Below are 25297 nucleotides of genomic sequence, written 5' to 3'. Positions count from 1 at the left end.
GTAGGTACCCACGCGTGGGGAGGGAAGTGCCCCCCACGCGTGCGATACCCGACGGTGGATCAGGCCGCCCGGCGGGGACGGAGGGACTGCAATGCGCTCCACGGGCGAACGCCTTGCGCATACAGACCCACCACGTACCCCACCACGAAGAGCAGCCCCGCCACTGCCAGTGGCAGCACCCGCCACAGGAAGCCCGTGGGCAGGTTCATCCACGTGTCGTGCACCCCGGAGCGCAGCAGGAAGATGCTCCCACCCGCCGCGAACGCCGCCAGCGACGCCTGCCCCAGCTCCCGCCACGGGATGACGTCCTTGAGCCCCAGCTTGCGCTCGGGCGTGGACAGCGCGTGGGGCACGCGGATGAGCAGCATGCCCTTGCCCACCACCTCCGCCAGCGCCCAGGACGCGATGCCGCCCATCATCCCGAAGTGCTTCACGCCGAACCACAGGAGCGGCACCGTCACGACTGCCTTCACCAGGTACGACGCGAAGATGGCCCGCGTCTGTCCCCGGGCCCGGAGCGTCCCGTCCATGGGCAGGATGGACAGCACCACGCCCAGCACGCTCACCCGGAAGATGGGGACCGCGGGCAGGAACTTCTGGCCGAACATGGCCCCCACGAACTCCGGCGCCGCCGCGAAGAGGAACGCCGCGAACGGCAGGAACACGTACGCCAGCTTGCCGGCCGCTTCCCGGAAGGCCTCCACGCCCTCCTCCAGCCGGCCCTCGCGCTCCAGCTCGCCCAGGCGCACCATCAGCACCTCGCTGGTGGGCGTGTAGAGCAGATCCACCACCGGCAGCTGGAAGCAGCCCACCCGGTAGAGCGCGTACACCGCCGGGGCCACCACGCCCGCCACCGCGTACATGTGCGCGTTCTGCTGGGGGATGGCCAGGCACATCGCGGCACCAAAGGGGGCCGCGTACACCAGCTGCTCCTTGAACAGCTTCCAGTCCACCAGCGGACCGGTGGAGCCACGCAGCGACACCACCCACGTGGCCACGTAGCGCAGGCCCGCGAAGCAGGCCACGGCGATCATCATCCCGTGCAGGGAGAAGCCCAACAGCGGCGGCAGCACCATCACGCCGGAGCGCACCGCGTCCGACGCCAGGTACACCACCGCGGACGCCTTCGTCTTCCCCTGGCTGGTGAGCGAAATCTCCAGCGGGTAGCTGCCCAGGAAGAACGCCGTGTAGAGCGCCAGCGCCGCGCGGTGCTCCATCAGCGCCGGGTTGTTGAAGTAGGCCGCCACGTGGCCCAGGAAGAACCACACCAGGCCCGCCGCCACGACGCCCGCGCCCGTCACGAAGAGCAGCGCGTGGCCCAGGTACGGCCGCTTCGCCTCCGCGCGGGGCAGGAAGTAGTAGAGGCTCTGCGCCACGCCGAACGGCAGCACGTACGACAGCGTCGTGGCGATGAGGAACAGCTGGTAGTAGGTGCCGTACTCGTCCAGGCGAAGCACCCGGGCGAGCACGAGCGGAATGGACAGCGTCAGCCCCGCGGTGAACAACCGGGCCAACACCAACGGGCCGGCCCGCCCCAGGAACGACGGGGACGGGGCCGGCTTGGGTGACACACTCACTGGAGCTCCTCCGGCTGCGCCGCCTCCGGGGCAATGGCCACGTTCGGCGCCACCACGACCTGCGCACCCGTCACCGCGGCCGCAACCCGCGGGTCCGTCACGATCACCGGCGCTGTCACGTCCACGACTTCCACCGGCGTCGCCTTCGCGAGCGCGACCTCCGCGGCGGCCGCCTCCTGGACCAGGATGTTGGGGGCGCCGCTGACGGCTGAAGCGAGGATGTGCGGACGGTGGCCCAGCACCGGGTGGCTCATGCCCAGCACGCCGAAGCAGTCATCGAACTGGCACACCGTGAGCGCCGACGAGTAGTCCCCCATCATCCCCAGGCTGAAGTTCTCCCACATCACCTTGCGCTTGAGGGCGAACGGGTCGCCGCCCACGCGGTTGGGCAGGTCCTCCGTGGTGACGCCCGAGCGGAAGCCGTTCTGCTTGAGCACGCGGATCATCTCGTCCGAGTACCAGCCGTTGCAGTACGCGAAGTCCTTCACCTGCACGCCGACCTCGCGCTCGATGGTCTCCTTGGACTCGACGATCTCCTTCTCCACCACCGCCGTGGGCTCCAGCGTCAGCACCGTGTGGCCCAGCGTGTGCGCGCCGAACTCGAAGCCGTCGCGCGCCATCTGGCGCACCTCGTCCCAGTTCATCACGTCGCCCTGCTCGGGCATCAGGTCCGAGCCACCGCCCAGCTGCTGCTCCAGCGCGTCGATGATGCCCGTGAGTACGCGCGTGGGGTGCTCTCCGATGAAGTCGTCCAGCGCCGCGGACGTCGTCTTCTGCCCGGAGAGGATGGGCCCCAACAGCTGCACGGACGGGCCGGGCATGGTGGAGTAGTCCGGGCGGAACCGGCGCTCCTGCACGCAGCGCAGCAGGTGGAACAGCCGGTCATGGTTGAAGCGCTTGTCCGTGTCGATGAACGCGGTGGGCAGGTAGGTGATGGCCGGCACGCCCATCTGCTTCAGCACCGGGTACGCATACCGGTACACGTCGCGGTAGCCGTCATCGAACGTCACCACGAACAGGTCCTTCTTCGCGGCGCGGCGGCCCTCCATCACGTCCACCGCGTCGCCAATGCTCGCCAGCTCGAAGCCCGCCGCGTGCGCCTGCTCCAGGTGACGACGGAACGTCTCCTGGGAGATGAGCAGCCCCGGGATGGAGCGCTGCAGCTCCCCCGTGAAGTCGCTCACCACGCGGTGGTAGCTCACGATGAGGATGCGCCGGCCACCCGACTGCGAACGGCGGTACGCCGCCATCGCCTTGCGCGCCCCGCTGTAGTGGAGGAACCCCGCCGCCGCCGCCTTCGCCGCCCGCCGCAACACCCTGCCTGCCATCACGCCTCCCTCGCGGCTTTCGCCGTCTGCCCGCTCCCCCCAATGGAACAGGCCCCGCGCCGCCTGTGTGCATGCTGGATGCCAGGGCAGGTAGGTGGTGAAAACCCCCCGTAACCCCAGGAAACCCGGTGCCCCCGAGGGCAGGAACGTCCTTTTGGAGGTCGTACCTGGGTGTACCAGGGCAGTCGGGCGCCCACCCGTGGCGAAAACCTTTCAGTCCCCCGGCGAAAGCGGCGGAAGAAGCAGGCGTAAAAACTTCTTGTCCTCCGGCGGGCGACCCCAGGGGTTTCACTGGTGAACACGGGCTTTTAAGGCTACGAAACGGCCCGCCGATGCCCCCTCTCCCCTCTGGATCAGCACCCGCGCTCGCCCTCCATGACGTGAGCAAGCGCTATGGGCGACGGTGGGCGCTGGCGCGGCTCACCTATGCGCTGCCCGCTGGCCGTTCGCTGCTGCTCACCGGCCACAACGGCTCCGGGAAGACGACGCTGTTGCGCCTCGTCGCCACCGCGCTCGGGCCCACCGCGGGCCGCGTGGAGGTGCTGGGCCGGGACGCCGTGCAGGACCGTGAGGCCGTGCGCCGCGACGTGGCGCTCCTCTCCCACGCCAGCTTCCTCTACGAGGACCTGACCGCGCAGCAGAACCTGATGGTGCTGGGGCGCCTGTTGGGCGTGGACGCGCCGCGGGACGTCGCGGACGCGCTGCTCAACCGCGTGGGCCTCAACCGCCGCACGGACAGCCCGGTGCGAGGCTTCAGCGCGGGCATGCGCAAGCGCCTGGCCATCGCGCGGCTCCTGATGAAGGCCCCTGCCCTGGCGCTCCTGGACGAGCCCTTCGGTGAGTTGGACCCGGCGGGCATCCAGGACATGGAGGGCGTCATCGCGGAGCTGAAGGCGGGCGGAACCACGGTGGTGCTGGCCACGCACCTCATCGAGCAGGGCCTGAGCCTGTGCGAGGAGCGGCTGCACCTCCAGGACGGCCGGGCGGTGGCGGCATGAGCCCCCCGAACGCGAAGCGCCGCCCCGGCCTGCTGACGACGACGCTCGTCCTGATGCGCAAGGACCTGCTCATCGAATGGCGCACCCGCGCGCGGCTCAACGCGCTGGTGTTCTTCGCCATGGCCACGCTGCTGCTCTTCTCCTTCGCGCTGGGCCCGGACACGAAGCTGCTGGAGCGCAACGCGGGCGGCTACCTGTGGCTGGCCATCCTCTTCGCCAGCGTGCTGTCCCTGGGCGAGTCCTTCCGCGTGGAGACGGAGAACGCCTGCCTGGACGGCGTGCGGCTGGCCCCGGCGGACGCGCGCGCCATCTTCCTGTCCAAGGCGCTGGGCAACGCCCTGCTGCTCCTGGCCCTGTCGGTGGTGCTGGTGCCGGTGATGGTGGCCCTCTACGGCGTGCGCATCGTCACCGGGGTCGGTGACCTGGCGGGCATCCTGGTGCTGGGCAGCATGGCGCTCAGCGCTCCGGGGACCGTGTACGCGGCCATCTCCAGCAATGCCCGGGCCCGGGATGTGCTGCTGCCTCTGCTATTGTTCCCGCTCGTCATCCCAGCCCTCCTCTCCGCCGCCAAGGGCACCACGCTCGTACTCCAGGGTGACCCGATGCAGCAGCTGGGCTCATGGCAGGGGCTTCTGCTGGGGTTCAATCTGATTTACTGGGGCGTGGGCTTCTTGCTGTTTCCCCGGGTCATCGAGGACTGAAGGATGAACAAGTTCGTCAAGTTTGGCCTGCCGGCGGTGACGCTGGCGCTGCTGGGCGCGGGCTGGTGGCTGGGCCTTGCGTGGGCACCGCCGGACCGGGAGATGGGCGAAGTACAGCGCATCATGTACGTCCACGTGCCGCTCCAGTGGATGGCCATGATGGCCATGTTCATCAACTTCGTGGCCGCGGTGACGTACCTGCTGCGTCAGTCGTGGAAGACGGACGCGATGGCGGAGGCCTCGGCGGAAATCGGCCTGCTCTTCGGCACGCTGGGCATGATCACCGGCTCCATCTGGGGCCGCCCCACCTGGGGCGTGTACTGGTCCTGGGACCCCCGCCTGACGTCCGAGGCCATCCTGCTGGTGTCCTACACGGGCTACCTGGTGCTGCGGCGCTTCGTCGAAGACCCGGAGAAGCGCGCGGTGTGGAGCGCGGTGGTGGCCATCATCGGTGCCATCAACCTGCCCATCGTGTGGTTCTCCGTGCGCTGGTGGCGCAGCCTCCATCAGGTGCAGTCCAGCCCCAAGACAGTGGACCCGCAGATGGTGCTGCCCCTGCGCGTGTCGGCGTTCGGCATGCTGGCGCTGCTCATCGTCTTCATGGTGCACCGCTACCGCATCGCGCTCGCGGAGCGGCAGGCGGAGGTGGCGCTGCCGGACGCGCTGCCCTCGGATGACCCCGCGCAGCGCGCGACCCATTCCTCGAAGGTGGCCTGAACATGACCTCGCTGACGTCGCTGATGCTGCTGGCCCAGGTGGGCAGTGGCCGTGTCCAGGGTGGTTGGGGATACGTGGGGGCCTGCTACGGCATCTCCGTGGCCGCCTTCGTGCTCTACTCAGTGTCCCTCTGGGCGCGCCGTCCCCGCGCCGCTGCCGATTCGAAGGAGTGAGCCCATGACGCCCGTCAACCGCAACCGTCTCATCGCGCTGGGAGCCCTGCTCTTCGCCGGCGCTGGCCTTGGCTTCATCGCCTTCGGCAACATCGGGGACAACCTCGTCTACTACTGGAGCCCGTCGGAGCTGATCTCCAACGGCGACAAGGCCTACACGGCCACCATCCGCCTGGGCGGCGTGGTGCAGCCGGGCAGCATCCAGTGGAATGAAGGCCACACCACGCTGGACTTCCGCGTGGCGGACGGCCCGGACGCGAACGCGAAGAGCGTGCACGTGCGTTCGCTGGAGACGCCCCCGCAGATGTTCCGCGAGAAGATTGGCGTCGTGGTGGAGGGCACCTACGACAAGTCCGGCGTCTTCACGTCCAACCGGCTGATGGTGAACCACTCCAACGAGTACCGCGCGCCCAAGGAAGGCGAGGAGCCGCGCAAGTGGCAGGACACGCTGGCTGAAGGTGCCACCACCGCGACCGCGACGCCGCCGGGGGCGCCGTGAACGGAATGTTGGGCTATGGGCTGGTCCTCGCGGGCCTGGCCTTCGCCGCGTTCGGCGCCATCCTGGGCCTGGTGGGCGGCATGCGCCGCAACGACGCCAGCTACCCCTGGGTGCTGCGCGCGGTGTGGGGCTTCGCCGCGTGCATGATCGGCAGCAACCTGGTGATGGTGGAAGCGCTCATCAACCACGACTTCAGCGTGAAGTACGTGGCCCAGGTGGGCAGCCGCGCGACGCCGCTCATCTACACCATCGTGTCGCTGTGGAGCGCGCTGGAAGGCTCCATCCTCTTCTGGGGCCTCATCATGGGCGTGTACCTGGCGGCGTTCGCCTGGGTGCACCGCAAGGAGCACGCGCGCTACATGCAGCTGGCGCTGGGCACCATGCTGGCCGTGGGCGTCTTCTTCGCCTTCCTCATCGCGGGCCCCGCCAACCCCTGGGGCGCCGTGTCGCCGGTTCCGGCGGACGGACCAGGCCCGAACCCGCTGCTGCAGAACCACTTCCTGATGATCATCCACCCGCCCATGCTCTACGCGGGCTACGTGGGCATGACGGTGCCATTCGGCGTCGCCGTGGCGGGCCTGCTGCGCGGGGAGATTGGTGAAGCGTGGATGGCGCCCCTGCGGCGCTGGACGCTCATCGCGTGGATGTTCCTCACGCTGGGCATCGTGCTGGGTTCGTGGTGGGCGTACGCCGTGCTGGGCTGGGGCGGCTACTGGGCGTGGGATCCGGTGGAGAACGCGTCGTTCCTGCCGTGGCTGACCGCGACGGCGTTCATGCACTCCACCATGGTGCAGGAGCGCAAGCGGATGCTGAAGCTGTGGACGCTGAGCCTCGCGCTCGCGTCGTTCGTGCTCACCATCCTGGGCACGTTCATGACCCGCTCCGGCATCTTCAACTCGGTGCACTCGTTCACCCAGTCGGACATCGGGCCCACGTTCCTGGTCTTCATCGCCATCCTGCTGGTGGTGTGCATTGGCCTGCTGGCCACGCGCGGCCACCTGCTGGCGCCGGAGGGCCGGCTCTCGTCGCTGCTGTCGCGCGAGGCGAGCATCCTGGTGAACAACCTGGTGTTCGTGGCCATCACCTTCACGGTGCTCCTGGGCACGCTCTACCCGCTGGTGTCGGAGGCCGTGCGCGGCATCCGCGTGAGCGTGGGTGAGCCGTACTTCAACAAGATGGCGGTGCCGGGCGGCATCGCGGTGCTCTTCCTGATGGGCGTGGGCCCGGTGCTGCCGTGGGGCACGCCGGACAAGGCCACGCTGCGCCGGCAGTTCCTCATCCCCGCGGCGGTGGGCGTGGTCATCACCATCGCCTGCTACGCGGCGGGGCTGCGCGGCGTGTATCCGCTGCTCACGTTCGGCCTGGCGGGCTTCGTCACCCTCATCACCCTGCGCGAGCTGGTGGTGCCGGTGCGCGTGCGAATGACGGAGCGCAAGGAGGGCTTCGTCACGGCGCTGACCACCGCGACGAGCAAGTCGCGCCGGCGCTTCGGCGGCTACGTGGTGCACCTGGGCATCGTGCTCATCATCGTCGCCGTGGCGGCCTCCAGCGCGTACGTGAAGCACACGTCCGGCACGCTGAAGAAGGACGGCACCATGATGCTGGACGGCTACCAGCTGAAGTACCTGGGCCTGTCCAGCGGCGAGGAGCCGCACCGCACCTTCGTCGCCGCGCGCCTGGAGGTGACGGCGCCCAACGGCGACGTGACGGAGGCGCGCCCGCGCATGAACTACTACGAGCGGAGCACGGACCCCGTGGGCACGCCCGCGGTGCGTGAGTCGCCGAAGGAGGACCTGTACATCTCGCTGATGGCCTTCAGCGAGACGACGGGCACGGCGAGCTTCAACGTCTGGGTGTTCCCGCTGGTGGGATGGATCTGGTACAGCCTGCCGCTCCTGATGCTGGGCACGCTCATTGCCGTATGGCCTTCGCGCCGGGCGGCGGTGCTGCGCGCGGACGCGCCGACGGTGGGAGCTTCGCCTCCCCTGCCGGGCACGGACGCCGAGCGGGGTGCGGCATGAAGCGCTGGCGGCTTCCGCTGGTGTTCGCCGCGGTGGGGGCGGCGCTGCTCTTCGTCCTCTTCCAGGGCTTCGGGCGGAACCCTCACGAGGTGCCCTTCATGCTGAAGGGCGCGGCCGCGCCGGACTTCACGCTCAAGCCACTGGACGGTGGTGACGCCGTGAAGCTGGCGGACCTGAAGGGCCGCCCGGTGGTCATCAACTTCTGGGCGTCGTGGTGCGGGCCCTGCAAGTACGAGCACCCGGTGCTCGAGTGGGGCGCGCGCGAGCTGGGCTCCCAGGCCGTGTTCATGGGCGTCGTCTTCGAGGACACGGAGCCCAACGCGCGCGACTTCCTGCGCCGCATGGGCGCGAGCTTCCCGCAGCTGATGGATGAGCGCTCGCGCATGGCGGTGGACTACGGCGTCGCGGGCGTGCCGGAGACGTACTTCATCGACGCGCAGGGCATCATCCGCGGCAAGCACGTGGGTCCCATCGACCCGAAGACGCTGGCCACCCGGGTGCAGGAGCTGACCCAGCCGGCGGCCCGTCCCACCGCGGAAGCCGCGCGTCAGAACTGAGTCAACTTGCGCCCGCTTGGAAGGCTGGCACCCGGGAGCCGGAAGAGGGAGGCCCGGGGCCGCCTCGCGGGAGGCCTGGAATCCGTAGTAAGTCCCATCTGTCGGCGTCGTTCGCGAGGGCTTCCCCCGGCCCCTGCTCCAGCGAGGTGGGCTTCCCATGCAGTGCCCCGAGTGCGGTGAAAGCGCGGCGGACGTCCGCTTGATGTACTGCGAGAACTGCGGCGCGAAGATGCCCGCACGTCCCGCGCCCCCGCCCCGAGCCAGCAGCGCCAGGAGCAACCGCCCCAGCCGTCCCATGACCGAGCCGGCCTATGCGGCGGAGATCCTGGACGAAGAGGAGGAAGACCGGCGCCAGGCCAGCGGCGCTCAGCCCCCGCGCGGCTCCAAGGCACAGCCTCCGCCGGAGGAGTTCGAGGACGAGGATCCGTACACGGGCCCCCGCTGGCTGAAGGACGTGCCGGGCCACTCGCAGAGCGTGTTGGGCGTGGGGCTGGTGGCGTTCTCGCTGGTGCTGTCCATCCTGCCCTTCTTCCCCAGCGTGGGCGTGCTGGGGACCTTGCTGTCGCTGGTGGGCTGCGTGGCGCTCGTCGCGCGGGAGCTGCGTCGCGACGGCAACGCGCCCGGCTGGGTGGACTCCGTACCGCTGGTGCTGATGCGGCCGGAGATCCCCGCCGCGTTCACGCTGCTGCTGCTGGCGCTGTCCGTGCGGCTGCTCTCCGGCTTCAACCTGCTCTTCCCCATCTGGGCGGCGGGGACGGCGCTCATCGCCGTGGAGCAGTACAAGCTGGTCATCGCGGAGCCGGACGGCGTGGCGCGCGACTTCGACCTCCGCTCGCTCCTGGGCTTCCCCCGGGTGGTGGCACTGGCGGGCGTGGCGGTGTGCGTGGTGGCGCTCTTCCTGTCGTGGGGCAAGGTGATGGCGGACGGCTCGGCGCTGCCGGACAACGCGCCGGTGCCGGGCGGCGTGCGCAGCGTGCCGGCCGAGCTGCGCGTGATTCCCACGACGCGGCCCTCGGACGACTCGCTCTACAGCGCGGGGGGCGGCGTCGCGTCGCGCTCGGGTTGGGACCTGCCGTTGTCGGAGCTGCCGCTGCTGGCGCTCCTGTCGCTGCTCGTGCTCGCGGCGCTGCGGACGGACGTGGAGCGCCCGGCATTCCTGCGGTGGGTGCCGGTGGGCGCGGTGAGCGTGAGCCTGCTCTGGGCGCTCGCGGGGGTGAAGCTCGCGGTGGGCCCCATCGCGTTCCTCGTGGGCCTGGGGGCGGTGGGCTTCCATGCCGTGCGCCACGCGCTGGGCCGCGACGAGCCGGCGGAGTACCTGCCGCCGGAGGACGACCCGTACGATCCGGACCAGGACCTGGAGACCGAGCCCGACTCGGGCTACCGGGGCTAGGCCGCTGGCTTCAATCGGAAGGGCTGCCCGGGCGGCGGGCGTGCGGCCCAGGATTCCGTGTGCAATACCCGTCAGGGGGCGGTAGTTAGGGACGGCCCCCGCTGGAGCCCCCGATGAATGCCGTCCTCGTCTCGTTGACCCTCGCCCTGAGCCTTGCCACGGGGCAGTTCGCGCCGCAGCAGGCCGCGAGTGAGCCTCTCGCACCAGCCCAGGAGGTGCGAGTGCAGCAGCTGGCGAAGAAGCTGCGCTGCGCGGTGTGCCAGGGCCTGTCGGTGGCGGACAGCCCGTCGTCCATGGCGCGCGCGCAGCTGGACAAGGTGCGCGAGCTGGTCTCCGACGGAAAGACGGACACCGAAATCGTCGACTACTTCGTGGCGCGCTACGGCGAGTGGGTGTTGCTGGAGCCGCGCGCGGAGGGCTTCAACTGGTTCGTGTGGCTGGGGCCGGTCGCGCTGGTGCTGGGCGGCCTCTTCGTCATCCTGAAGCAGCGTCAGCCATTGCCTGAGGGCGCCGCGCCCGCGGAAGCCGCGCCGGTCCCCTCCCCTTCCACACCCGCGCCGTCCACGGACGAAGCGGACCCCTACCTCCAGGCCGTGCGCCGGGAGCTGGAGCGCTAAGCCATGCAGCCCGAGCCCACCAACTGGTTGCCCGGAATCATCGTCCTCTCGGTCGCCTTCGTACTGGCGGCCGCGTGGCTCCTCTACATGAAGATGAAGACGGGGAGCGCGCTGCCGTCGGACACCACGGCGAAGGCGGACGGAACGGCGGACGACCTGGCGCAGCGGGCGCAGTCGCTCATCGAGCAGCTGCGCACGCTGGAGGCGGAGAAGCACCACTTCACCGCGGAGCACTACACGGCGGAGAAGGCGCGGCTGGAGAAGGAAGCGGCCGCGGCGCTGCGCGCGAAGGACGAGCACCAGAAGCGGCAGGCGGCGGGAGTGAAGGCGCCCGCGCGCAACGTGCCGGCGCCCTCGGGTTGGGCGTCGCGCAACCCGCAGATGGTGGGCGCGCTGTGGGGCGCGGGCGTGGTGGTCTTCTTCGGAGGGCTGGGCTACCTGCTCGTCTCCGAGCAGAAGCCGCGTGAGGAAGGCCAGATGGGCACGGGCGCGACGCCGCCGGGCATGGCCCAGCAGCAGATGCCGCAGATGCCCGAGATGAACGACGAGCTGGAGCAGGCGCGTCAGCGGCTGGCGTCGAACCCGGGCGACGTGGAGGCCGCGTCGATGCTGAGCCACGAGCTCATCCGTCAGCAGCAGTTCGACGAAGCGCTGAAGGTGACGCTGAAGGGCCTGGCGGTGGATCCGTTCAACGTGGAGCTGCGGGTGCACCGGGGCGTGCTGCGCGCGGCGTCGCAGGGCGACCTGCAGGGCGCGGAGCAGGAGCTGATGGAGCTGGTGGACACGTGGCCGGACGCGCAGGAGGCGCTCATCTTCCTGGGCAGCCTGTCGCTGCGCCGGGGCGACAAGGCCGGAGCGCTGGAGCATTTCGAACGCTTCACGGTGGAAGTGCCCAAGAACATGCAGCCCCCGCAGCTGGCCCCCGCCATCGCCCAGCTGCGCGAGCAGGTCGCGCAGCAGTAGCCAGTCAGCCCAGCCCGCGGATGGGCGCACCGTCGAGGAACGCGCGGATGTCCTCCACGGCCTCACGGAAGTACGTCGCGTAGTTCCCCTGGGACACGTATCCCAGGTGCGGCGTCGCCAGCAGATTCGGCAGCGTCCGCAGCACGTCGTCCGTAGGCACCGGCTCTGTTTCAAAGACATCCACCGCCGCGCCCGCGATGCCCCCCTGCTGGAGCGCCTCGACCAGCGCCGGCTGATCCACGATGGCCGAGCGCGACGTGTTGATGAGGTACGCCGTGGGCCGCATCCTCGCGAGCTCCGCACGCCCCACAAGCCCCCGCGAACGCTCGCCCAGCACCAGGTGGATGGACACGAAGTCGCTCGTCTCCAGGAGCACCTCCTTCGACGCGGCCCGCGTCACGCCCACCTCCCCTGCCCTCGCATCCGTGAGGTTCGGGCTCCACGCGACGACGTCCATCCCGAACGCCGCACCCACGCGGGCCACCCGGCTCCCGATCTTCCCCAGGCCCAGGAGCCCCAGCCGCTTCCCGTGCAGGTCCACGCCCACCGAGTGCTGCCACGGGCCCCCCTGCCGGAACGCCGTGCTCTCCCCCACCACGTTCCTCGCGAGCGCCAATATCAACGCCCACGTCAGCTCCACCGGAGGCTCGGTCGCGCTCGCCGTCCCGCACACCGTCACGCCGCGCGCGGTGGCCGCGGCCACATCGATGGACGCATTCCGCATCCCCGTCGTCACCAGCAACCGCAGCCGTGGCAGCCGCTCGAGCAGTGACTTCGGAAACGGCGTGCGCTCCCGCATGACGACGAGCAGGTCGAACGGCGACAGCGCCGCGACCAACTCCTCCTCACCGGAGAAGTGCTCGCGGAGCACCGTCACCTCGACCTGTCCGCTCACGGAAGACCAATCCGCGAGCCGCGTTGAAACACCCTGATAGTCATCCAGGACAGCACAGCGCAGCTTCTCCATGGCACCCGCCAGGATCCGCCGCGCCGCCACCGAACGTCAATGCACCGCGGCCTTCCGGCGACGGAACCGGCGCACCTTCTCCACCAGTTCATCCGACAGCACACCCTTCACCGCGTTGCGCGTCTGGCGGGCCCACTCCTCGGAGCGCGTGAACCACGTGCCCGCGAAGCCCGCGCCGTGCGCGCGCAGGGACACCGTCTGGCGCTGCTTCGTCACCCAGTCGGACTTGTACGTCTCCGTGCCTCGCAGGAAGTCGTACTCCGTCAGGCCCATGTCGATGGCGTCCTTGAACGTCTCGCCCACGAGCACCAGGCCCACGCTGCGGTTGCGCCACGCCGGGTCATAGCCGGACTGGAAGTACACGAACGTCTGGCCATGCAGGATGCCGTACACGGACGCCACCGCCTGGCCGCCCACCTTCATCGTGTACATCCGCAGCCGGCCCCGCTCCGCCAACCACTGCGTCGCGTCCCGGTGGAACGCCTCCACCCCGGCGCCCTTGATGCCCTGCGACCCTCCATCCGAGGACCAGCGCAGCGCATGCAGCCGGAAGAAGTCCGTCATCGGCCCGGCAAGCGCACCCGGCGCGTCCGTGCGCTCGATGCGGTAGCCGTCCTGCTTCTCCAGCCACTTGCGGCGGCGCAGGTAGTTGTCCCGGCGGCCCGTGCGCTTGAGGAACGCATCGAACGGCTCGCCCGGCACCAGCGTCTCGTACGGGCACACGTAGCGCTCCGTCACGCGCACGTCGCCAAACACCTCGCGCGCCACGCCGAGGGTCGTCGAACCCTCGCGCAGGTCCGTCAAATCCAGCACGTCCCACTCGTCGCGCAGCCCCTGGAGCACGTTGAAGAACGTCCGGGCCATCTCCGCCTCACGGCCCTTGCGCGCCACCACGTCCAGGTAGTCGCTGCCCACGTGCGTCTCACCCAGGAAGCCCAGGCGCCGCACGCGCATGCCATTCACCCAGCGGTGCTCCAAGCCCAGCGGCAACAGGCCCACCAGCGTGCCCAGCCTGTCGCGCGCCGTCAGCACCAGCGGCCGCACGTCAGGCGAGATGCGCCGGCACCACGGATACAGCCACTCCCACGCGTTGAACGGACCGGCCGTGCTCGCGTCCAGCAGCGAGTTCCACTCCGCCCGCATCCCCGCCAGCTGCGAGGCACTGCCCACCGCCGCCACGTCCAGCCGCGGCGCCAACCTCGGCCCCGACGTCAACTCGTCTTCGCGGATCACCGCGTCACCCTGATGCCTTTCCCGAAGCAATGCCCCGGCCCCCGGGGGCGATTGCAACCCGGGAGCCAGCTCCTGTTCCCTCACGACGCGCGCTTGCTCGGCCGGCGCTCGGACTTCAGCGCCTCCCGGACCACGTCCGCCACCTGCCCCATGACTTCCGGCGACAGGTCCTGGTGGCACGGAATCTCCAGGATCGTGCGCCGCAGCTGCGCGACCTCCGGGAACTCGGACGGGTCGCACGCGGGATGGAAGCGCTTCCAGAAGTCGATGGCGTCGATGCCCTTCTCACGCAGCTTCGCCAGCAGCAGCTCCTTGTCCTGCACCACCATTGGGTAGAACAGCGGGCTGACGCCCGGAGGCAGCTGATTGAAGAGCGGCGGCGACACGTCGCGCAGCCGGCCCAGCAGCAGGAAGTAGTTGCGGCGGCGCGCCTCGACGATGGACTCCAGGTCCTGCGCCAGGGCAATCCGCTTCGTCAGCGGGCTCATGCCCAGGTCCACGTGCCGCCGGTCGAAGTGCTGCGTGCCCGTGGCCACCCGCTCGATGCTCGCGGCCTTCACCGTGCCGTGCCCCACCGAGCGAACCAGGCCGCGCAGTCCCCGGCCCACTGCCCCGCCGCGCAGCTCCATGTTCTGCAGCAGCGCGGACACGGTGTGGCTGAAGGTGGACGCCAGCGGCGGCGACGGCGGCTCCGGCAGGCTGTACGAGCGCTTGCCGTTGACGACCAGCGCACCTCCATTGGGTACCGGAAGGGTCTTGTAGAGGCAGAAGATGCCCACGTCGCCCGTGGTGCCCAGCGGCGTCGCGCCGTCCGACGACAGGAGCGACAGCGCGCAGTCCTCAATCAACGGGATGCCGTGCTCGTCCGCCAGCTTGCGCATGGCGTCCACCGGCCCCGGGAAGCCCGCGTAGTGGATGAGGTAGAGCGCGCGCGTCTTCGGCGTAATCCGCTTCGCCACGTCCGCCACGTCCACATCCCAGCGGCTGCCCACGCGGTAGAAGCGCGGAATGGCGCCCGCGTCCACCACCGCCTCCACCTCCACGCCGTGGTGGTAGGCGGGCATCAGCACCTCGCCGCCGTCCAGGCGCAGCATCTTGATGGTCAGCCAGACGGCGTTGCGCGCGAAGTAGAAGTACCGCGCGTTGGGAGACGAGAACGGCGGCAGCGCCCCCGGACGCGGCGGGGCCATCAGCATGCCCGGCCACAGCGTGGGCAGGGACGGCACGAACATCTTGTCGGTCGTCTTCACTTCTTCCATCGCGCCACCACCTCTTTCGCCGCCGGTACCCACCGGAACTTCGCCGCGCACAGGGCCCGGCCGAAGGCGGTGTCGTTGAACACGTAGAGCCAGGTGTGCCGGCGGACCTGATCCGTCCAGTCGCGCTTCCACACCATGTCCGGACCCAGGAAATCGAACTCGGTGAGCCCCCGGTCCAGGCAGTCCGCCAGCACCTCCTCCATCAGGAGCTGCCCCGGGCTGCATTCCTTCAGGGACTCGTCGTAGCCGGGCTTCAGCAGGAAGTAGCGCCCGCCGAACTCCAGGCCGTACTGGAACGCCACCGCGCGCCCGTCCACGCGCAGGAAGTACAGCGCCAGCCGCTTGCGGTAGGCCGAGTCCCGCGCCAGCTCCGTGTAGAAGCCGCGCGTCTTCGCGTCCTGCGCCATGGCCGTGCCATTCGCGCCCTTCCAGCCGCTCTGCTCCAGCAGCAGCCCTTCCTCCAGCGTGCCCTCCAGGTCCAGCCCGCCGGAGATGCGCTCGAAGGTGACCTTCCCCTTCTCCTCCAGCTTGCGGCGCCGGCGGCGGCAGTTGGCCTTGAACTTGGACGGCAGCTTCGCGAAGTACGCGTCCTTCTTCGCGGGCAGCGGCACATAGGGCGACTGCAGCGACTCCCACTCGCCCACCGGCAAGCGGGCCTGCTTCGCGGCCTCCATCAGGCGGAAGCCCACGCCGCCGTCCGGCACGTCCGTCAGCCGCAGCACGTCCCAGCCGCCCGTCGCGCGCAGGTGCGCGAGGAAGGCCTGGGCCGCGGCATCCGGCTCCCGCGCCAGCATGTCGAAGCGGCAGGAGTGCGCGTTGGCCGCGGAGGTGAGCTGGCGGACAGGAACGCCGTACATCGACGTGCGCTCCTCCACCAGCGGCAGCGCGGCGGTGAGCGTTCCATCCTCGCCGCGCATCAGCAGCACGCGCATGCGTGCCCCGGCGGCGAAGTTGTCCAGCCACAGCCGCAGGAACTCATGCCGGTAGAACAGCTCGTGGGAGGTCGTCTCCACCAGCTGGTTCCACTCGGCTTCCAGGGACATGAAGTCCGCCCGGTCGTTGACTTCCACGACCTGGGAGGCAGTCGATAGTTGAATGGCTTCCATGTTCGCGGGCCCCAAGGTGGTGATGGCCAATGCGGCCTACAACCCGCTGCGCGCCATCTTCAGCAGGCAGGCAGCGACCTTGCGGCTGTCGTGTCGGATCTTGGAACCTTCCTTGAGGAGGTCCGCCTGCACCGGAATCACGCCGGAGGACAAGAGCTCCCGCGTCTCCGCCGTGACCATGAAGGAGCCCTTGCGCGCATAGCGCTGGATGGCATCCTCATTGGGCGCCCGGCCGTTGACGAGCACCGCGTCCAGCACCGGCCCCACGTGGTCGATGACGGCCTGCACGTGGTCCAGGCAGTTCATGCCGTCCGTCTCACCCGGCTGGGTCATCAGGTTGGCCACCATGACCTTCAGCGCGCGCGTCTCCTTCAGCGCCTGGGCCACGCCATCCACCAGCAGGTTGGGCAGCACGCTCGAGTACAGCGACCCCGGCCCGATGGCGATGAGGTCCGCCGAGTAGATGGCCTCCAGCAGGCCGTCCACCGGCGGCGGAGAACGGGGGCTGAGCGACACGCGGCGCACGCGGCCCTGGGCGCGGCAGATGTTGCGCTCGCCCACGACCTCCGTGTCGTCATGCATCTGGGCGACGAGTTGCACCGACGCGAGCGTGCTCGGCAGCACCTGTCCCTGCGCGCCCAACAGCTCCCCGGACAGCCGCACCGCCTCCAGGAAGTCGCCCTTCAGCTCCGCGAGCGCGGCGATGAGCAGGTTGCCCACCGCGTGGCCCGCGAGGCCCTTCGCGCCGCCGAAGCGGTACTGGAACACGTCCTTCAGCGCACTCTTGCCCCCCGCGAGCGCCACCAGGCAGTTGCGGATGTCACCCGGGGGCAGCACGCCGTGCTGGCGGCGCAGGCGGCCGGAGCTGCCGCCGTCGTCGCTCATCGCCACGACCGCGGTGATGTCCACGCCTGGCTGGCCGCCCTTGGGGGCCGCGCGCCGGGCCAGCCCCTTGAGCACCATGGGCAGGCCCGTACCGCCGCCCATCGCGACGATGCGCGTGGGACGGTTCTTTGGCGCCTGCAGCAGCTCGTTGCGCTCCACGGCCTGCTGCTTGCTGCGCGCGTCGTCCTGGTTCCACTGCTCTGAGAACGGTGCGTCCACGTCCATGCCCACCATGTTCCGACCCCCTCGCCCATCCCAATCCATGGCTCTCCACCCTTGGCATCCCGGCCTCCCCCGACAACCGGAGGCCGCGGACGGTCATCAACGCCTACTACTGAACCGAGCTACCGAGCACCCCGCCCCAACAGCACGTGCCGGACGGTGTGGAAGATGATGCCGACATCGAGGAACAGCGACCCGTTCTTCACGTAGTACAGGTCGAACTCCAGCTTGTTGCGCGCGTCCTCCACCGAAGCGCCGTAGGGGTAGCGGATCTGCGCCCAACCCGTGATGCCCGGCTTCACCGCCTCGCGCACGCCGTAGAACGGAATCTGCTGCTTGAGCTGCTCGGTGAACACCGGGCGCTCCGGACGAGGGCCCACGAAGCTCATGTGGCCCAGCAGCACGTTGAACACCTGCGGAATCTCGTCGATGCGCGTCTTGCGGATGAACTTGCCCACCCGCGTGACGCGGTCGTCGTTGGAGCGCGCCCACACCGCGCCGTTCTTCTCCGCGTCGGTGCGCATGCTGCGGAACTTCCAGAGCGGATACGCGTGGCCACCCAGGCCTACGCGGTCCTGCCGGTAGAAGACGGGGCCCCTGGAGTCCAGCTTGATGGCCAGCGCCACCAGGATCAGGAAGGGCGAAGCCATCAGGAGGAGCAGCGACGCCACCGCCACGTCGAACACGCGCTTGAAGGCCCGGCGCAGGGGCGACACCGTCATCTCATCCGCGAAGGCGAAGTCGCTCGCTCGCAGGAACTGCACCGGGATGCGGCGCAGCACGCGCTCGCAGAAGCCCGCCGCGTCGTACACCCGCCGCCCGTCCAGCCGGCAGCGCAGCAGCGAGTCCACCCAGTTGGCGCCGCGCATGTCATCCGCGGCCTGCACCACGTAGGAGGCGTTGAGCCGAGCCGCCATCGCGTCCAGCGGCTCCTCCACCTTGCGCGGGTCCACCAGGGCCACCACGCGGAAGGAACCCTCGCCGCCGTCTTCGATGGCGCTCGCCACCGCGCGGGCCTTGAGGCCATCACCGACGACGAGCACCGCGTCGGGTTCACCCACCAGCGCCCGGATGGAGACGCGCACCACCAGGGTGCCGGCCAGGGCGCCCATCGCGCCACCCAGCAGCGTGCCCGGAGGCAGCACCACCGGCAGGGCCAGCGGCAGGAGCAGCATCACGCCACCCGCCACCATCGCGGTGACGCCCGCGGCCTTGAGGAAGCGGTAGCCGCGCGTCCGGTCCTCGGCCGCGATGCGCAGGTCATACAGGTCCAACAGGTACAGCGTGAACTGGAAGGTGACGACGAAGGCCAGGCCCAGTCCCACCAGCGTCGGCCACAGCGTGGCGAACGGCGGCTGGGAACCCAGGGGCGCGAAGAGGGCCGCGCAGGCCGCGGCACCCGCGACACAGGCCAGCGCGATCGCCGAGGACTCGGCGAGGAAGAACGTCAGTTTCTTGGCTGAAAAATAGTGGTGGAAAACGCGAAGCACGTGACTCCTCCAACCCCAACCCGCCGCCGCTCCAGGCCCTCCGCCCATCGCACCTCATCGGTGCGAGGAGCGGGTCGGGCCACGAATCACTTCAACTCGACAACCGACTGCTACTTCTTCACGTAGTTCTTCAGGTACGGGGTCGCGTTCACTTCCGCCCCGTTGAGCACGCAGCCCACCAGCGCCGCGCCCGCCAGCTGCTCCACCGCCTGGTTCACCACCTTGGAGGGGGTGACGTTGGCGCGGATGACCATCAGCACGCCGTCCATCTGGTGGCCCAGGATGGCCGCGTCCGCGAACGGCAGCGTGGGCGGCAGGTCCACGTACACCTCGTCGAAGCCCTCACGCACCGCCTTGAGGAACTGCTTCATGCGGGCGCTGGCCAGCACCTGGGTGCTCTCCTCCGGCGTGGAGCCGGCGGGGATGACCGCCAGCCGCGTGGAGTTGAAGCGGCGCACCACGTCGCGCACGTCGCACTCACCGGCCAGCAGCTCCGCCAGGCCCACCTTGTTGCGCATGCCCAGCGTGGGGGCCACCTGCCCCCGGCGCAGGTCCGCGTCCACCAGCAGGATGCGGCGCTCCGGGTTCGCCCGGGCCGCGGCCAGGGCCAGGTTCACGCTCGTCACCGTCTTGCCCTCGCCGGGCATCGCGGAGGTGAGCGCCACCACCTTCATCGGACGCTGCTCGCGCATCCGCTCCAGGCGGTAATACAGGGTGCGGTACTGCTCGGCGGCCGCGGAAGCAGGGGCCGTGAGCGTCACCACCCGGCGGTCCACTGCGTTCGAGGAAGCCGCGCTCTCATCCACGCGGGGGAGGAAGTTACCGGCCCGCTCCATCGTCGAATCCATCTGAGTTCTCCAATCCTTTCCGTAGGGGGTCGGCAATTAGTTCAGGGAAGTAGGCGAGGAGACGCTGTTCTTGCTCCCAGCCATCGGCATCAAGATCCGCTTCTCCGTCTTGCCTTGCATGTTCGGGACCACCGCCAGGACAGGGAGCGTGATGCGCTCGCGGACCTCGGTGCCATCGCGCAGGCTGTCGTCGCGCATCTCCAGGACGGTGCCAGTCAGGACACCCAGAGACAGGGCCACCAGGGCGGCGATGAGCAGGCCCGTCATGCGGTCAGGGCGAGCAGGCGAGGAAGGCACACCGGCGGGCGAGATGACATTGAACAGGCTCTTGGCGCTCTTGGCCTCCAGCTCCTGGGCGATCTCCGCCTCCACCTTGCGGCTCACCACGCTCTGGTACTTGGTGCGGGCGATTTCGTAGTCCCGGTTCATGACCGCCAGCTCCTGGGCCCAGCGCGGGGTGTTGTTCAGCCGCGCCTGGTACGCCTCGGCCTGCTTCTGGAGGTCCACGATGTCCTTCTGCACGTTGCTGATGAGCGTGGACACGCGGGTGCGCTCGTTGCGCTCGGCGAACATGCGGCCTTCGGCGTCCTTGCGCTGGGCGCTGATGTCACCCAGCTCACGCTCCATCCGCTTCACTTCCGGGTGATCCGGCGTCCACTGCGTCTTGGCCTGCGTGAGGGTGCGGGACAGCCCGCTCTCCGTGGCCTCCAGGCGGCCGGCCTCGCTGTCCGCGGCGTTGCGAGCGCGGGCCAGGTCGGAGCGGCGCGCTTCGGCGGTGCGCAGCTCCTCGGACTTCATCTGCAGCTGGGCGCCAATGCGCTCCAGGCCGCGCATGTTCATCTCCATCTGCTCGGGCAGCTCGCCCAGGTGGTCCACCTTGAACTTGGAGATCTTCGTCTCCCAGGAGGACACGGCCTTGCCCATGGCGACCATCTCCTCGGTGAAGAGGTCGGTGGCGCGGGCCGCCTGCGTCTGGCGGATCTTCAGCGTCTCCTCGGAGAAGATGGCCGGCAGGCGGTTGGCCACCTGCGCCACCACCTGCGGGTCTCGGCCCGCGTAGGTGAGCTCGAAGGCCGTCTCACCCTCGACGCGCACGGTGAGGTCCTTGCGCATCTGCTCCACCGCCGCCTCGATGCCCTTATCGGACACGAGCTCCGGGTAGAGGTTCATCTCCTCGATGGCCTTCTGCAGCACCGGCCGCGCCAGCAACTCCTGGCGGACGGTGACGAGCCGCTGCTCGATGAGCTCGCTCACCGTGCGCTGGACCATCTCCTCGCCAGGGCGCTGCGGCTCCACACGCACCACCACGGACGCTTCATAAATGCTCGGCCGGGTCATCACGATGGCCGCACCCAACACGAAGATTGCTGCAGCGATCGCCCCCACCAGGGCCTTGCGGCGCCACAGCGCCGAAAGCAACTGGTCCGCCGTCATCCCACGCTCCATGATCCGCTCCTCCATCCTCGTAGCTCTCAAAGGTTGCCTACCAAGCTGTCATGACCAGACGGAGGGCGAACACGTTGCGTGTCAGGTCCCCCGCCCCAGCGACATCCGCCGCACCCACCTGCGCGATGCGGTCGAACGCGCCCTGCAGCGCCAGCTTCCGGCTCAGCCGGTACTCGACGCCTCCACCCACCGCATAGCCCTGCGACACGTTCGTGGTGTTTCGCCACTGCGTGTAGTTCTCACCGGGCGCCGTGCCGTTCCGGAAGAAGCTGGCCGCCCCGAAGGCCGACAGCTTCTGCGTGAAACGATGCGCCCCCATCACCGACGCGTAATCCGCCCACACCGCGCCGGAAAAACCGCTCGCGCCCACCAGGTCGTGGCCCACGGCGAAGCCGAAGTCAGTGCGCTCGCCCTCGCGCACCAGCTCCACCGCCACGCGGGGCATCCACCCGCCGCGCGTCGCGTCCGAAGGCAGGTAGCGCACCGGCCCGCCCCGGAGGGTGAGCGTGGTGGGCCGCGTCAGCCGGTAGCGCAGGGCCGCGGAAGCGCCGTGCGCCTGGCTGTAGTCCTGGTCGTACAGGAAGCCCTGGTAACGGTACTCGGCGCCCAAGGACAGCCGGCGCGTGGTGCGGTACCACAGCTCCACGGACGGGGTGTGCGCATAACCCGCCACCCGTCCCGGCTCGATGATGCGCGTCGCCTCGAACATGTAGTTGCCGCGCACGTCCAGCCGCTCCGACACGCGCCCCGTGAGCCCCACCTTCGTCTGTGCATAGAAGGTGGGCGCCGTGGAGCGCGCCAGGCCGTCACGCGGCAGCGACGTGGGGTCGGTGACGCGGAACACCCGCGCGCTGGCGTCCAGCCGCAGCCGCCGGGACAACACGTCCCGGAAGCCCACGCCCGCGCGGTGGTCCACCGTCGTCGTCCCGGAGCCGTGCCGGGCCAGGAGGTCCGTGGCGTAGAAGGACTCGAGCGTCAGCTGCTCGTTCTTCACGTCCAGGCCCAGCCGAGGGGACAGCTTCGTCATGAACTGCCCGTTGGTGCCAGTCCCGCCCAGACGGATGTCGTTGTCGAAGCGCTCCTCCGCCGTGAGGCGGAGCCGAGGCTCCAGGATGGTGGCCGCCTGCGCGGCCGGCGCGGCGATGAGACAGCCTGCAATCACTGCCCGCTTCCAGTTGCCCCTCACCGCCGCCCTCCCGTCCTGACCCACGCCCACGCCCATGTTCGCTGCTTCCCGGTGTCTGTCTTTGATGGCTTCGCGTCCGTCCTGATTCACGGGACGACGACGGTGTCACCCGGCCGCAGGATGACGCTCTCGCCGTCGGGGGAGACCAGGTCGCTGTAGCGCACCGGGATCTGCCCGCCCTTGCCGTCCGTGCGGATGACCACGATGCCGTCGGAGTTGGCGAAGTCCGTGAAGCCGCCGGCCAGCGCGATGGCCTGCAGCAGGGAAACGCGGCCGCGCAGCGGGTAGGCGCCCGGGTGGGCCACTTCGCCCGTGACGAAGACGCGGCTGCTGTTGACCTCGCGGACGATGACCGTCACGCGCGGCTCCTGCACGTACGGCTGCAGGCCCGAACTGAGCGCCTCCGCCAGCTCCGTGGGCGTCTTGCCCGCGGCCTGGATCTCCCCCACCATCGGGATGGAGATGAAGCCGTCGGGACGCACCGGCACCGTGCGCGACAGCTCCTGATCGCGCCACACGCTCACGTCGAGCACGTCCTCGCGGCCGATGCGGTAGGGCTGCTCCGCGTTGTCGACCTTCAGCGTCTGCTGGTGAGCACAACCCGACAGGAGGAGCATCCCCATCACCGTCCAGAACCCCGTGCGCCGCATTCCCATCTTCCGCTCTCCTTCGTTCACTGATGTTCCGTGCGATCCACCGTTCACACGCCCTGAAGGGCCGGGTGGTTCGCTTCTGGCGGAGGCTCTTAGCAGCGCGTGTGCCAGCGGCTGGGGGGAGGGAAAACCCTTGGAATGCAGTGGGTTACGGCGTGCCACATCAGGCGCACATGGGCGCATCCGGGAAAAATTCCGGTCCTACCCCGGTGTTCGCCCCTGTGCTTTCTGCCGTTCGCTTCCACAGGGTGGAAGAGGATTGCCCAACGCGAGCCCCGTACCTTCCACGCCCTTTCGGGCTCCCCCCGGGCCCCCCAAGCCAGGGCCCTGGCACGGGACTTGATAAGGGATTGGGCGTCGGACAGCGGTAGTGGTTCAGGGGTCCAATTCAGTCCAGAGGGGGACAGCGGATGGGCAAGGTGGCAGGGGCGGTGGGGGTGGTGTTCATGCTCGGAACCAGCATCGTGGGCCTGATGGGGGCCTCGCTGGGCAACGGCGTCGAAGCGGGAGTGCTGGGCATGGTCGGCCTGGCCCTGTACGGCGGCAGCTCGCTCTTGAGCGGCAGGGCGGCGGAGCCCGCGGGCGTCGCGAAGCAGGCGTAGCGCCTCAAGTCAGCGCTGACTGAAACGCTGTAGGAAGCACAGGGCCTTCGGGCCGGATCAGCGAAGTGGGGAGCCAGGCTTCCCCCGCTGCCGGCCCGTGGGCCCGTGTCGTATCCGGGCCCTGGCCTCCCCTTCACTTCAAGGCTGACGAGGCTCGGCTTCCGGAGCGTGGGAGGCCTGCGCGTCCGGCAGCGCGCGCGGCTCCTGGACGGAGGCTCGAGGCGGCACCTCCTGCTCCGGCAGCGGCTGCTGTTCAGTGCCCTGCGCTTCCTGACGGCGCAGGCGCATGGCCCGGCTCCACAGGGCGATGCCAGCCCACGCGCCCACGACCGCCGCGGGCACGGCCACGACGTGGGGCCAGTAGAGCGCCACGCCGGCCAGTGCCAGCGGCACCACGCCCGCGCCGAAGACGACCTTGGATTCGGTGCGGCCCAGCTCGCGGTGATTGGTGACGGCGGCGCCCACGGTGTTGCCCAGGCGCACCGCGCCCGCGGCCGCGCGGCTCATGCTGCCCCGCCGGCCGCGAGTCCCCCGCTGCCCGCGAGGAAGAGGAGGCGCGGCGGTCATGCGACGCGCCCTTCCACTGAGCACCACCTCCGTCGCGTGCTCCAGGTCCTGGAGGTACATGTCCTCCATGCACCGGGCGAAGGGAGCGTCCTCCACGGCGACGTCGATCTCGGAGTTGCCCAGCCAGCTGGCGGGGTTGAGGTTGGACGAACCGACGCGCGCCCAGGTGCCATCCGCCACCGCCGTCTTGGCGTGGAGCATGGTGCCATTCCATTCATAGACGCGGATGCCGGCCTCCAACAGGGGGCGGTAGCCGGCCTGGGTGAGCGGGCGCAGCGCGGGGATGTCGCTACTGCCGGGCACGAGCAGCCGCACATCCACTCCGTCGCGCGACGCGGCCCGGAGCGCCTGCACATAGGTGGCGGTGCCCACGAAGTAAGCGTCGGTGAGCCACAGCCGCTTGCGCGCGAGCGAAGCGATGAGCTGGTCCACGCGGAAGAGGCCCGCGCTCCAGGGCACGCCGGCCACCACGCGAAGGGACACGTCCCCCATGGTCAGGGAGGCGCGAGCGGACAGGCAGCCCTCTTCATCCAGAGGAGGGCCCACGGTGCTCCACCCCTGGGCGAAGGCGCGCACCAGGTCCGCCACGGCGGGGCCGCGAATCTCCAGGCCGGTGTCGCGCCAGGGGGCCACGCCCTTCTGCTCGTCGCCCACCCACTTGTGGCTCACACACAGGCCGGAGACGAAGCCCACCTCGCCGTCCACGGTGAGGGTCTTGCGGTGGTTGCGGCCCAGCCACGCCAGGGGCCGGTCGAACTGGAAGGGATTGAAGCAGCGCACCTCCACGCCCGCGTCGCGCAGGGTGCGCCAGTAGTGGCGGGACGCGGTGCCCTGGCAGCCCAGCCAGTCATAGAGGACGCGGACCTGCACGCCGTCGCGAGCACGGGCGGCCAGCGCGTCCGCGAAGGCGCGGCCCACGTCGTCGTCTTCGATGATGTAGTTCTCGAAGAGGATGGAGCGCTGGGCCTGCTGGATGGCTCGGAGCCATGCCGGATAGTTCTCGCGAGCGTCGCGCAGCAGGTGCACGTCGTTCCCCGGCACGAGCGGTGCGCCCGCGGCGCGAGAGAAGACCTGTTCGGCGAGGTTGTGCTGCCGGCCGCTGATGCCCGATGACTTCACGATGGCCACGCAGTGTCTCCTCGGGAAATCGGGGTGCGCCCGAAGGCTCTGGGTGAGGTGCGGTTCCCTTGGGACGGTCGCAAGGGCTGCGCGTGAAGGGATTCCAGCGCGCTCGCGGCGGCGTCGAGGGCCTGTCTGCCCGGCTGTCCTCCCCTCGAGTCCGGGGACCGGGG

At 69.7% G+C, this 25297-nt stretch carries 24 protein-coding genes; 11 read left to right on the top strand and 13 right to left on the bottom strand.

Annotation, left to right across the window (positions count from 1 at the left end; translation table 11 throughout):
• Positions 1 to 59: 59 nt before the first annotated feature.
• Complete coding sequence (locus D7Y15_RS08345) at positions 60 to 1577, bottom strand: oligosaccharide flippase family protein (RefSeq protein WP_121752223.1); 1518 nt, start codon at positions 1575 to 1577, stop codon at positions 60 to 62.
• Positions 1574 to 2827, bottom strand: coding sequence for a spore coat polysaccharide deacetylase ExoL (gene exoL, locus D7Y15_RS08340; RefSeq protein ID WP_368667324.1), 1254 nt, complete (start codon positions 2825 to 2827; stop codon positions 1574 to 1576). Before exoL ends, D7Y15_RS08345 begins: the two co-directional genes overlap by 4 nt.
• 410 nt (positions 2828 to 3237) lie before the next feature.
• On the opposite strand from exoL, the gene ccmA reads away from it, so the two are divergent.
• The 10 genes from ccmA to D7Y15_RS08295 all read left to right on the top strand — a co-directional run bounded on the left by ccmA (position 3238) and on the right by D7Y15_RS08295 (position 11541).
• Entirely contained in the window at positions 3238 to 3903 is a 666-nt protein-coding gene (ccmA, locus tag D7Y15_RS08335; protein ID WP_121752221.1) for a heme ABC exporter ATP-binding protein CcmA, read from the top strand.
• Complete coding sequence (locus D7Y15_RS08330; RefSeq protein WP_120578272.1) at positions 3900 to 4604, top strand: heme exporter protein CcmB; 705 nt, start codon at positions 3900 to 3902, stop codon at positions 4602 to 4604. The genes ccmA and D7Y15_RS08330 overlap by 4 nt, the downstream gene beginning before the upstream one ends.
• Positions 4605 to 4607: 3 nt before the next feature.
• Positions 4608 to 5321 (top strand): cytochrome c biogenesis protein CcsA, encoded by a 714-nt coding sequence (gene ccsA, locus D7Y15_RS08325; protein ID WP_120578273.1) that lies wholly within the window; start codon positions 4608 to 4610, stop codon positions 5319 to 5321.
• Positions 5322 to 5323: 2 nt separating this feature from the next.
• The gene (locus D7Y15_RS45195; RefSeq protein ID WP_167548723.1) at positions 5324 to 5494 is read left to right on the top strand and encodes a hypothetical protein; all 171 of its coding nucleotides are present in this window, start codon (positions 5324 to 5326) and stop codon (positions 5492 to 5494) included.
• Positions 5495 to 5498: 4 nt separating this feature from the next.
• Positions 5499 to 5993 (top strand): cytochrome c maturation protein CcmE, encoded by a 495-nt coding sequence (locus D7Y15_RS08320; RefSeq protein ID WP_120578274.1) that lies wholly within the window; start codon positions 5499 to 5501, stop codon positions 5991 to 5993.
• Positions 5990 to 8014, top strand: coding sequence for a heme lyase CcmF/NrfE family subunit (locus D7Y15_RS08315; protein ID WP_120578275.1), 2025 nt, complete (start codon positions 5990 to 5992; stop codon positions 8012 to 8014). The genes D7Y15_RS08320 and D7Y15_RS08315 overlap by 4 nt, the downstream gene beginning before the upstream one ends.
• Positions 8011 to 8571: a redoxin domain-containing protein gene (locus tag D7Y15_RS08310; RefSeq protein ID WP_120578276.1), complete on the top strand. Its 561-nt coding sequence runs from the start codon at positions 8011 to 8013 to the stop codon at positions 8569 to 8571. Before D7Y15_RS08315 ends, D7Y15_RS08310 begins: the two co-directional genes overlap by 4 nt.
• Positions 8572 to 8728: 157 nt before the next feature.
• The gene (locus tag D7Y15_RS46545) at positions 8729 to 9961 is read left to right on the top strand and encodes a zinc ribbon domain-containing protein (RefSeq protein WP_148712728.1); all 1233 of its coding nucleotides are present in this window, start codon (positions 8729 to 8731) and stop codon (positions 9959 to 9961) included.
• Positions 9962 to 10074: 113 nt separating this feature from the next.
• Positions 10075 to 10578 carry a cytochrome c-type biogenesis protein gene (locus D7Y15_RS08300; RefSeq protein WP_121752219.1) on the top strand — a complete coding sequence of 168 codons (504 nt, stop codon included), beginning with the start codon at positions 10075 to 10077 and terminating at the stop codon, positions 10576 to 10578.
• A 3-nt stretch (positions 10579 to 10581) separates the two neighbouring features.
• A complete protein-coding gene (locus tag D7Y15_RS08295) occupies positions 10582 to 11541 on the top strand; it encodes a tetratricopeptide repeat protein (RefSeq protein WP_121752218.1) in 960 nt (319 codons plus the stop codon).
• A gap of 4 nt (positions 11542 to 11545) precedes the next feature.
• On the opposite strand, the gene D7Y15_RS08290 is transcribed toward D7Y15_RS08295, so the two are convergent.
• The 10 genes from D7Y15_RS08290 to D7Y15_RS08245 form a co-directional block, all read right to left on the bottom strand.
• The gene (locus D7Y15_RS08290) at positions 11546 to 12508 is read right to left on the bottom strand and encodes a D-2-hydroxyacid dehydrogenase family protein (RefSeq protein WP_121752231.1); all 963 of its coding nucleotides are present in this window, start codon (positions 12506 to 12508) and stop codon (positions 11546 to 11548) included.
• 36 nt (positions 12509 to 12544) lie between these two features.
• Positions 12545 to 13741: a GNAT family N-acetyltransferase gene (locus tag D7Y15_RS08285; RefSeq protein WP_121752217.1), complete on the bottom strand. Its 1197-nt coding sequence runs from the start codon at positions 13739 to 13741 to the stop codon at positions 12545 to 12547.
• A gap of 80 nt (positions 13742 to 13821) precedes the next feature.
• Complete coding sequence (locus tag D7Y15_RS08280; RefSeq protein ID WP_167548721.1) at positions 13822 to 15000, bottom strand: DegT/DnrJ/EryC1/StrS family aminotransferase; 1179 nt, start codon at positions 14998 to 15000, stop codon at positions 13822 to 13824.
• On the bottom strand, positions 14988 to 16106 hold the full coding sequence (locus tag D7Y15_RS08275) for a GNAT family N-acetyltransferase (protein ID WP_121752230.1): 1119 nt from the start codon (positions 16104 to 16106) through the stop codon (positions 14988 to 14990). Before D7Y15_RS08275 ends, D7Y15_RS08280 begins: the two co-directional genes overlap by 13 nt.
• A 36-nt stretch (positions 16107 to 16142) precedes the next feature.
• Positions 16143 to 17225 carry a gluconeogenesis factor YvcK family protein gene (gene yvcK, locus D7Y15_RS08270; protein ID WP_121752216.1) on the bottom strand — a complete coding sequence of 361 codons (1083 nt, stop codon included), beginning with the start codon at positions 17223 to 17225 and terminating at the stop codon, positions 16143 to 16145.
• A 110-nt stretch (positions 17226 to 17335) separates the two neighbouring features.
• Positions 17336 to 18703 carry a polyisoprenyl-phosphate hexose-1-phosphate transferase ExoE gene (exoE, locus tag D7Y15_RS08265; RefSeq protein WP_120578283.1) on the bottom strand — a complete coding sequence of 456 codons (1368 nt, stop codon included), beginning with the start codon at positions 18701 to 18703 and terminating at the stop codon, positions 17336 to 17338.
• A 110-nt stretch (positions 18704 to 18813) separates the two neighbouring features.
• Complete coding sequence (locus D7Y15_RS08260; protein ID WP_120564433.1) at positions 18814 to 19551, bottom strand: CpsD/CapB family tyrosine-protein kinase; 738 nt, start codon at positions 19549 to 19551, stop codon at positions 18814 to 18816.
• Between the two features lie 36 nt (positions 19552 to 19587).
• A complete protein-coding gene (locus D7Y15_RS08255) occupies positions 19588 to 20997 on the bottom strand; it encodes a Wzz/FepE/Etk N-terminal domain-containing protein (RefSeq protein ID WP_121752229.1) in 1410 nt (469 codons plus the stop codon).
• A gap of 37 nt (positions 20998 to 21034) precedes the next feature.
• Positions 21035 to 22219 carry a hypothetical protein gene (locus D7Y15_RS08250; RefSeq protein WP_120578284.1) on the bottom strand — a complete coding sequence of 395 codons (1185 nt, stop codon included), beginning with the start codon at positions 22217 to 22219 and terminating at the stop codon, positions 21035 to 21037.
• Between the two features lie 50 nt (positions 22220 to 22269).
• Positions 22270 to 22839 (bottom strand): polysaccharide biosynthesis/export family protein, encoded by a 570-nt coding sequence (locus D7Y15_RS08245; RefSeq protein ID WP_120578285.1) that lies wholly within the window; start codon positions 22837 to 22839, stop codon positions 22270 to 22272.
• 407 nt (positions 22840 to 23246) lie between these two features.
• Between D7Y15_RS08245 and D7Y15_RS08240 the strand changes: the two genes are divergently transcribed.
• Entirely contained in the window at positions 23247 to 23438 is a 192-nt protein-coding gene (locus D7Y15_RS08240) for a hypothetical protein (RefSeq protein WP_120578558.1), read from the top strand.
• A gap of 138 nt (positions 23439 to 23576) precedes the next feature.
• On the opposite strand, the gene D7Y15_RS08235 is transcribed toward D7Y15_RS08240, so the two are convergent.
• Positions 23577 to 25133 (bottom strand): phosphatidylserine/phosphatidylglycerophosphate/cardiolipin synthase family protein, encoded by a 1557-nt coding sequence (locus tag D7Y15_RS08235; RefSeq protein ID WP_121752215.1) that lies wholly within the window; start codon positions 25131 to 25133, stop codon positions 23577 to 23579.
• Positions 25134 to 25297: the final 164 nt, after the last annotated feature.

This window comes from Corallococcus sp. AB030, from assembly GCF_003668965.1.
In the GTDB taxonomy this organism is placed as follows: domain Bacteria; phylum Myxococcota; class Myxococcia; order Myxococcales; family Myxococcaceae; genus Corallococcus; species Corallococcus exiguus.
This window is presented reverse-complemented; position numbering and strand designations above follow the sequence as displayed.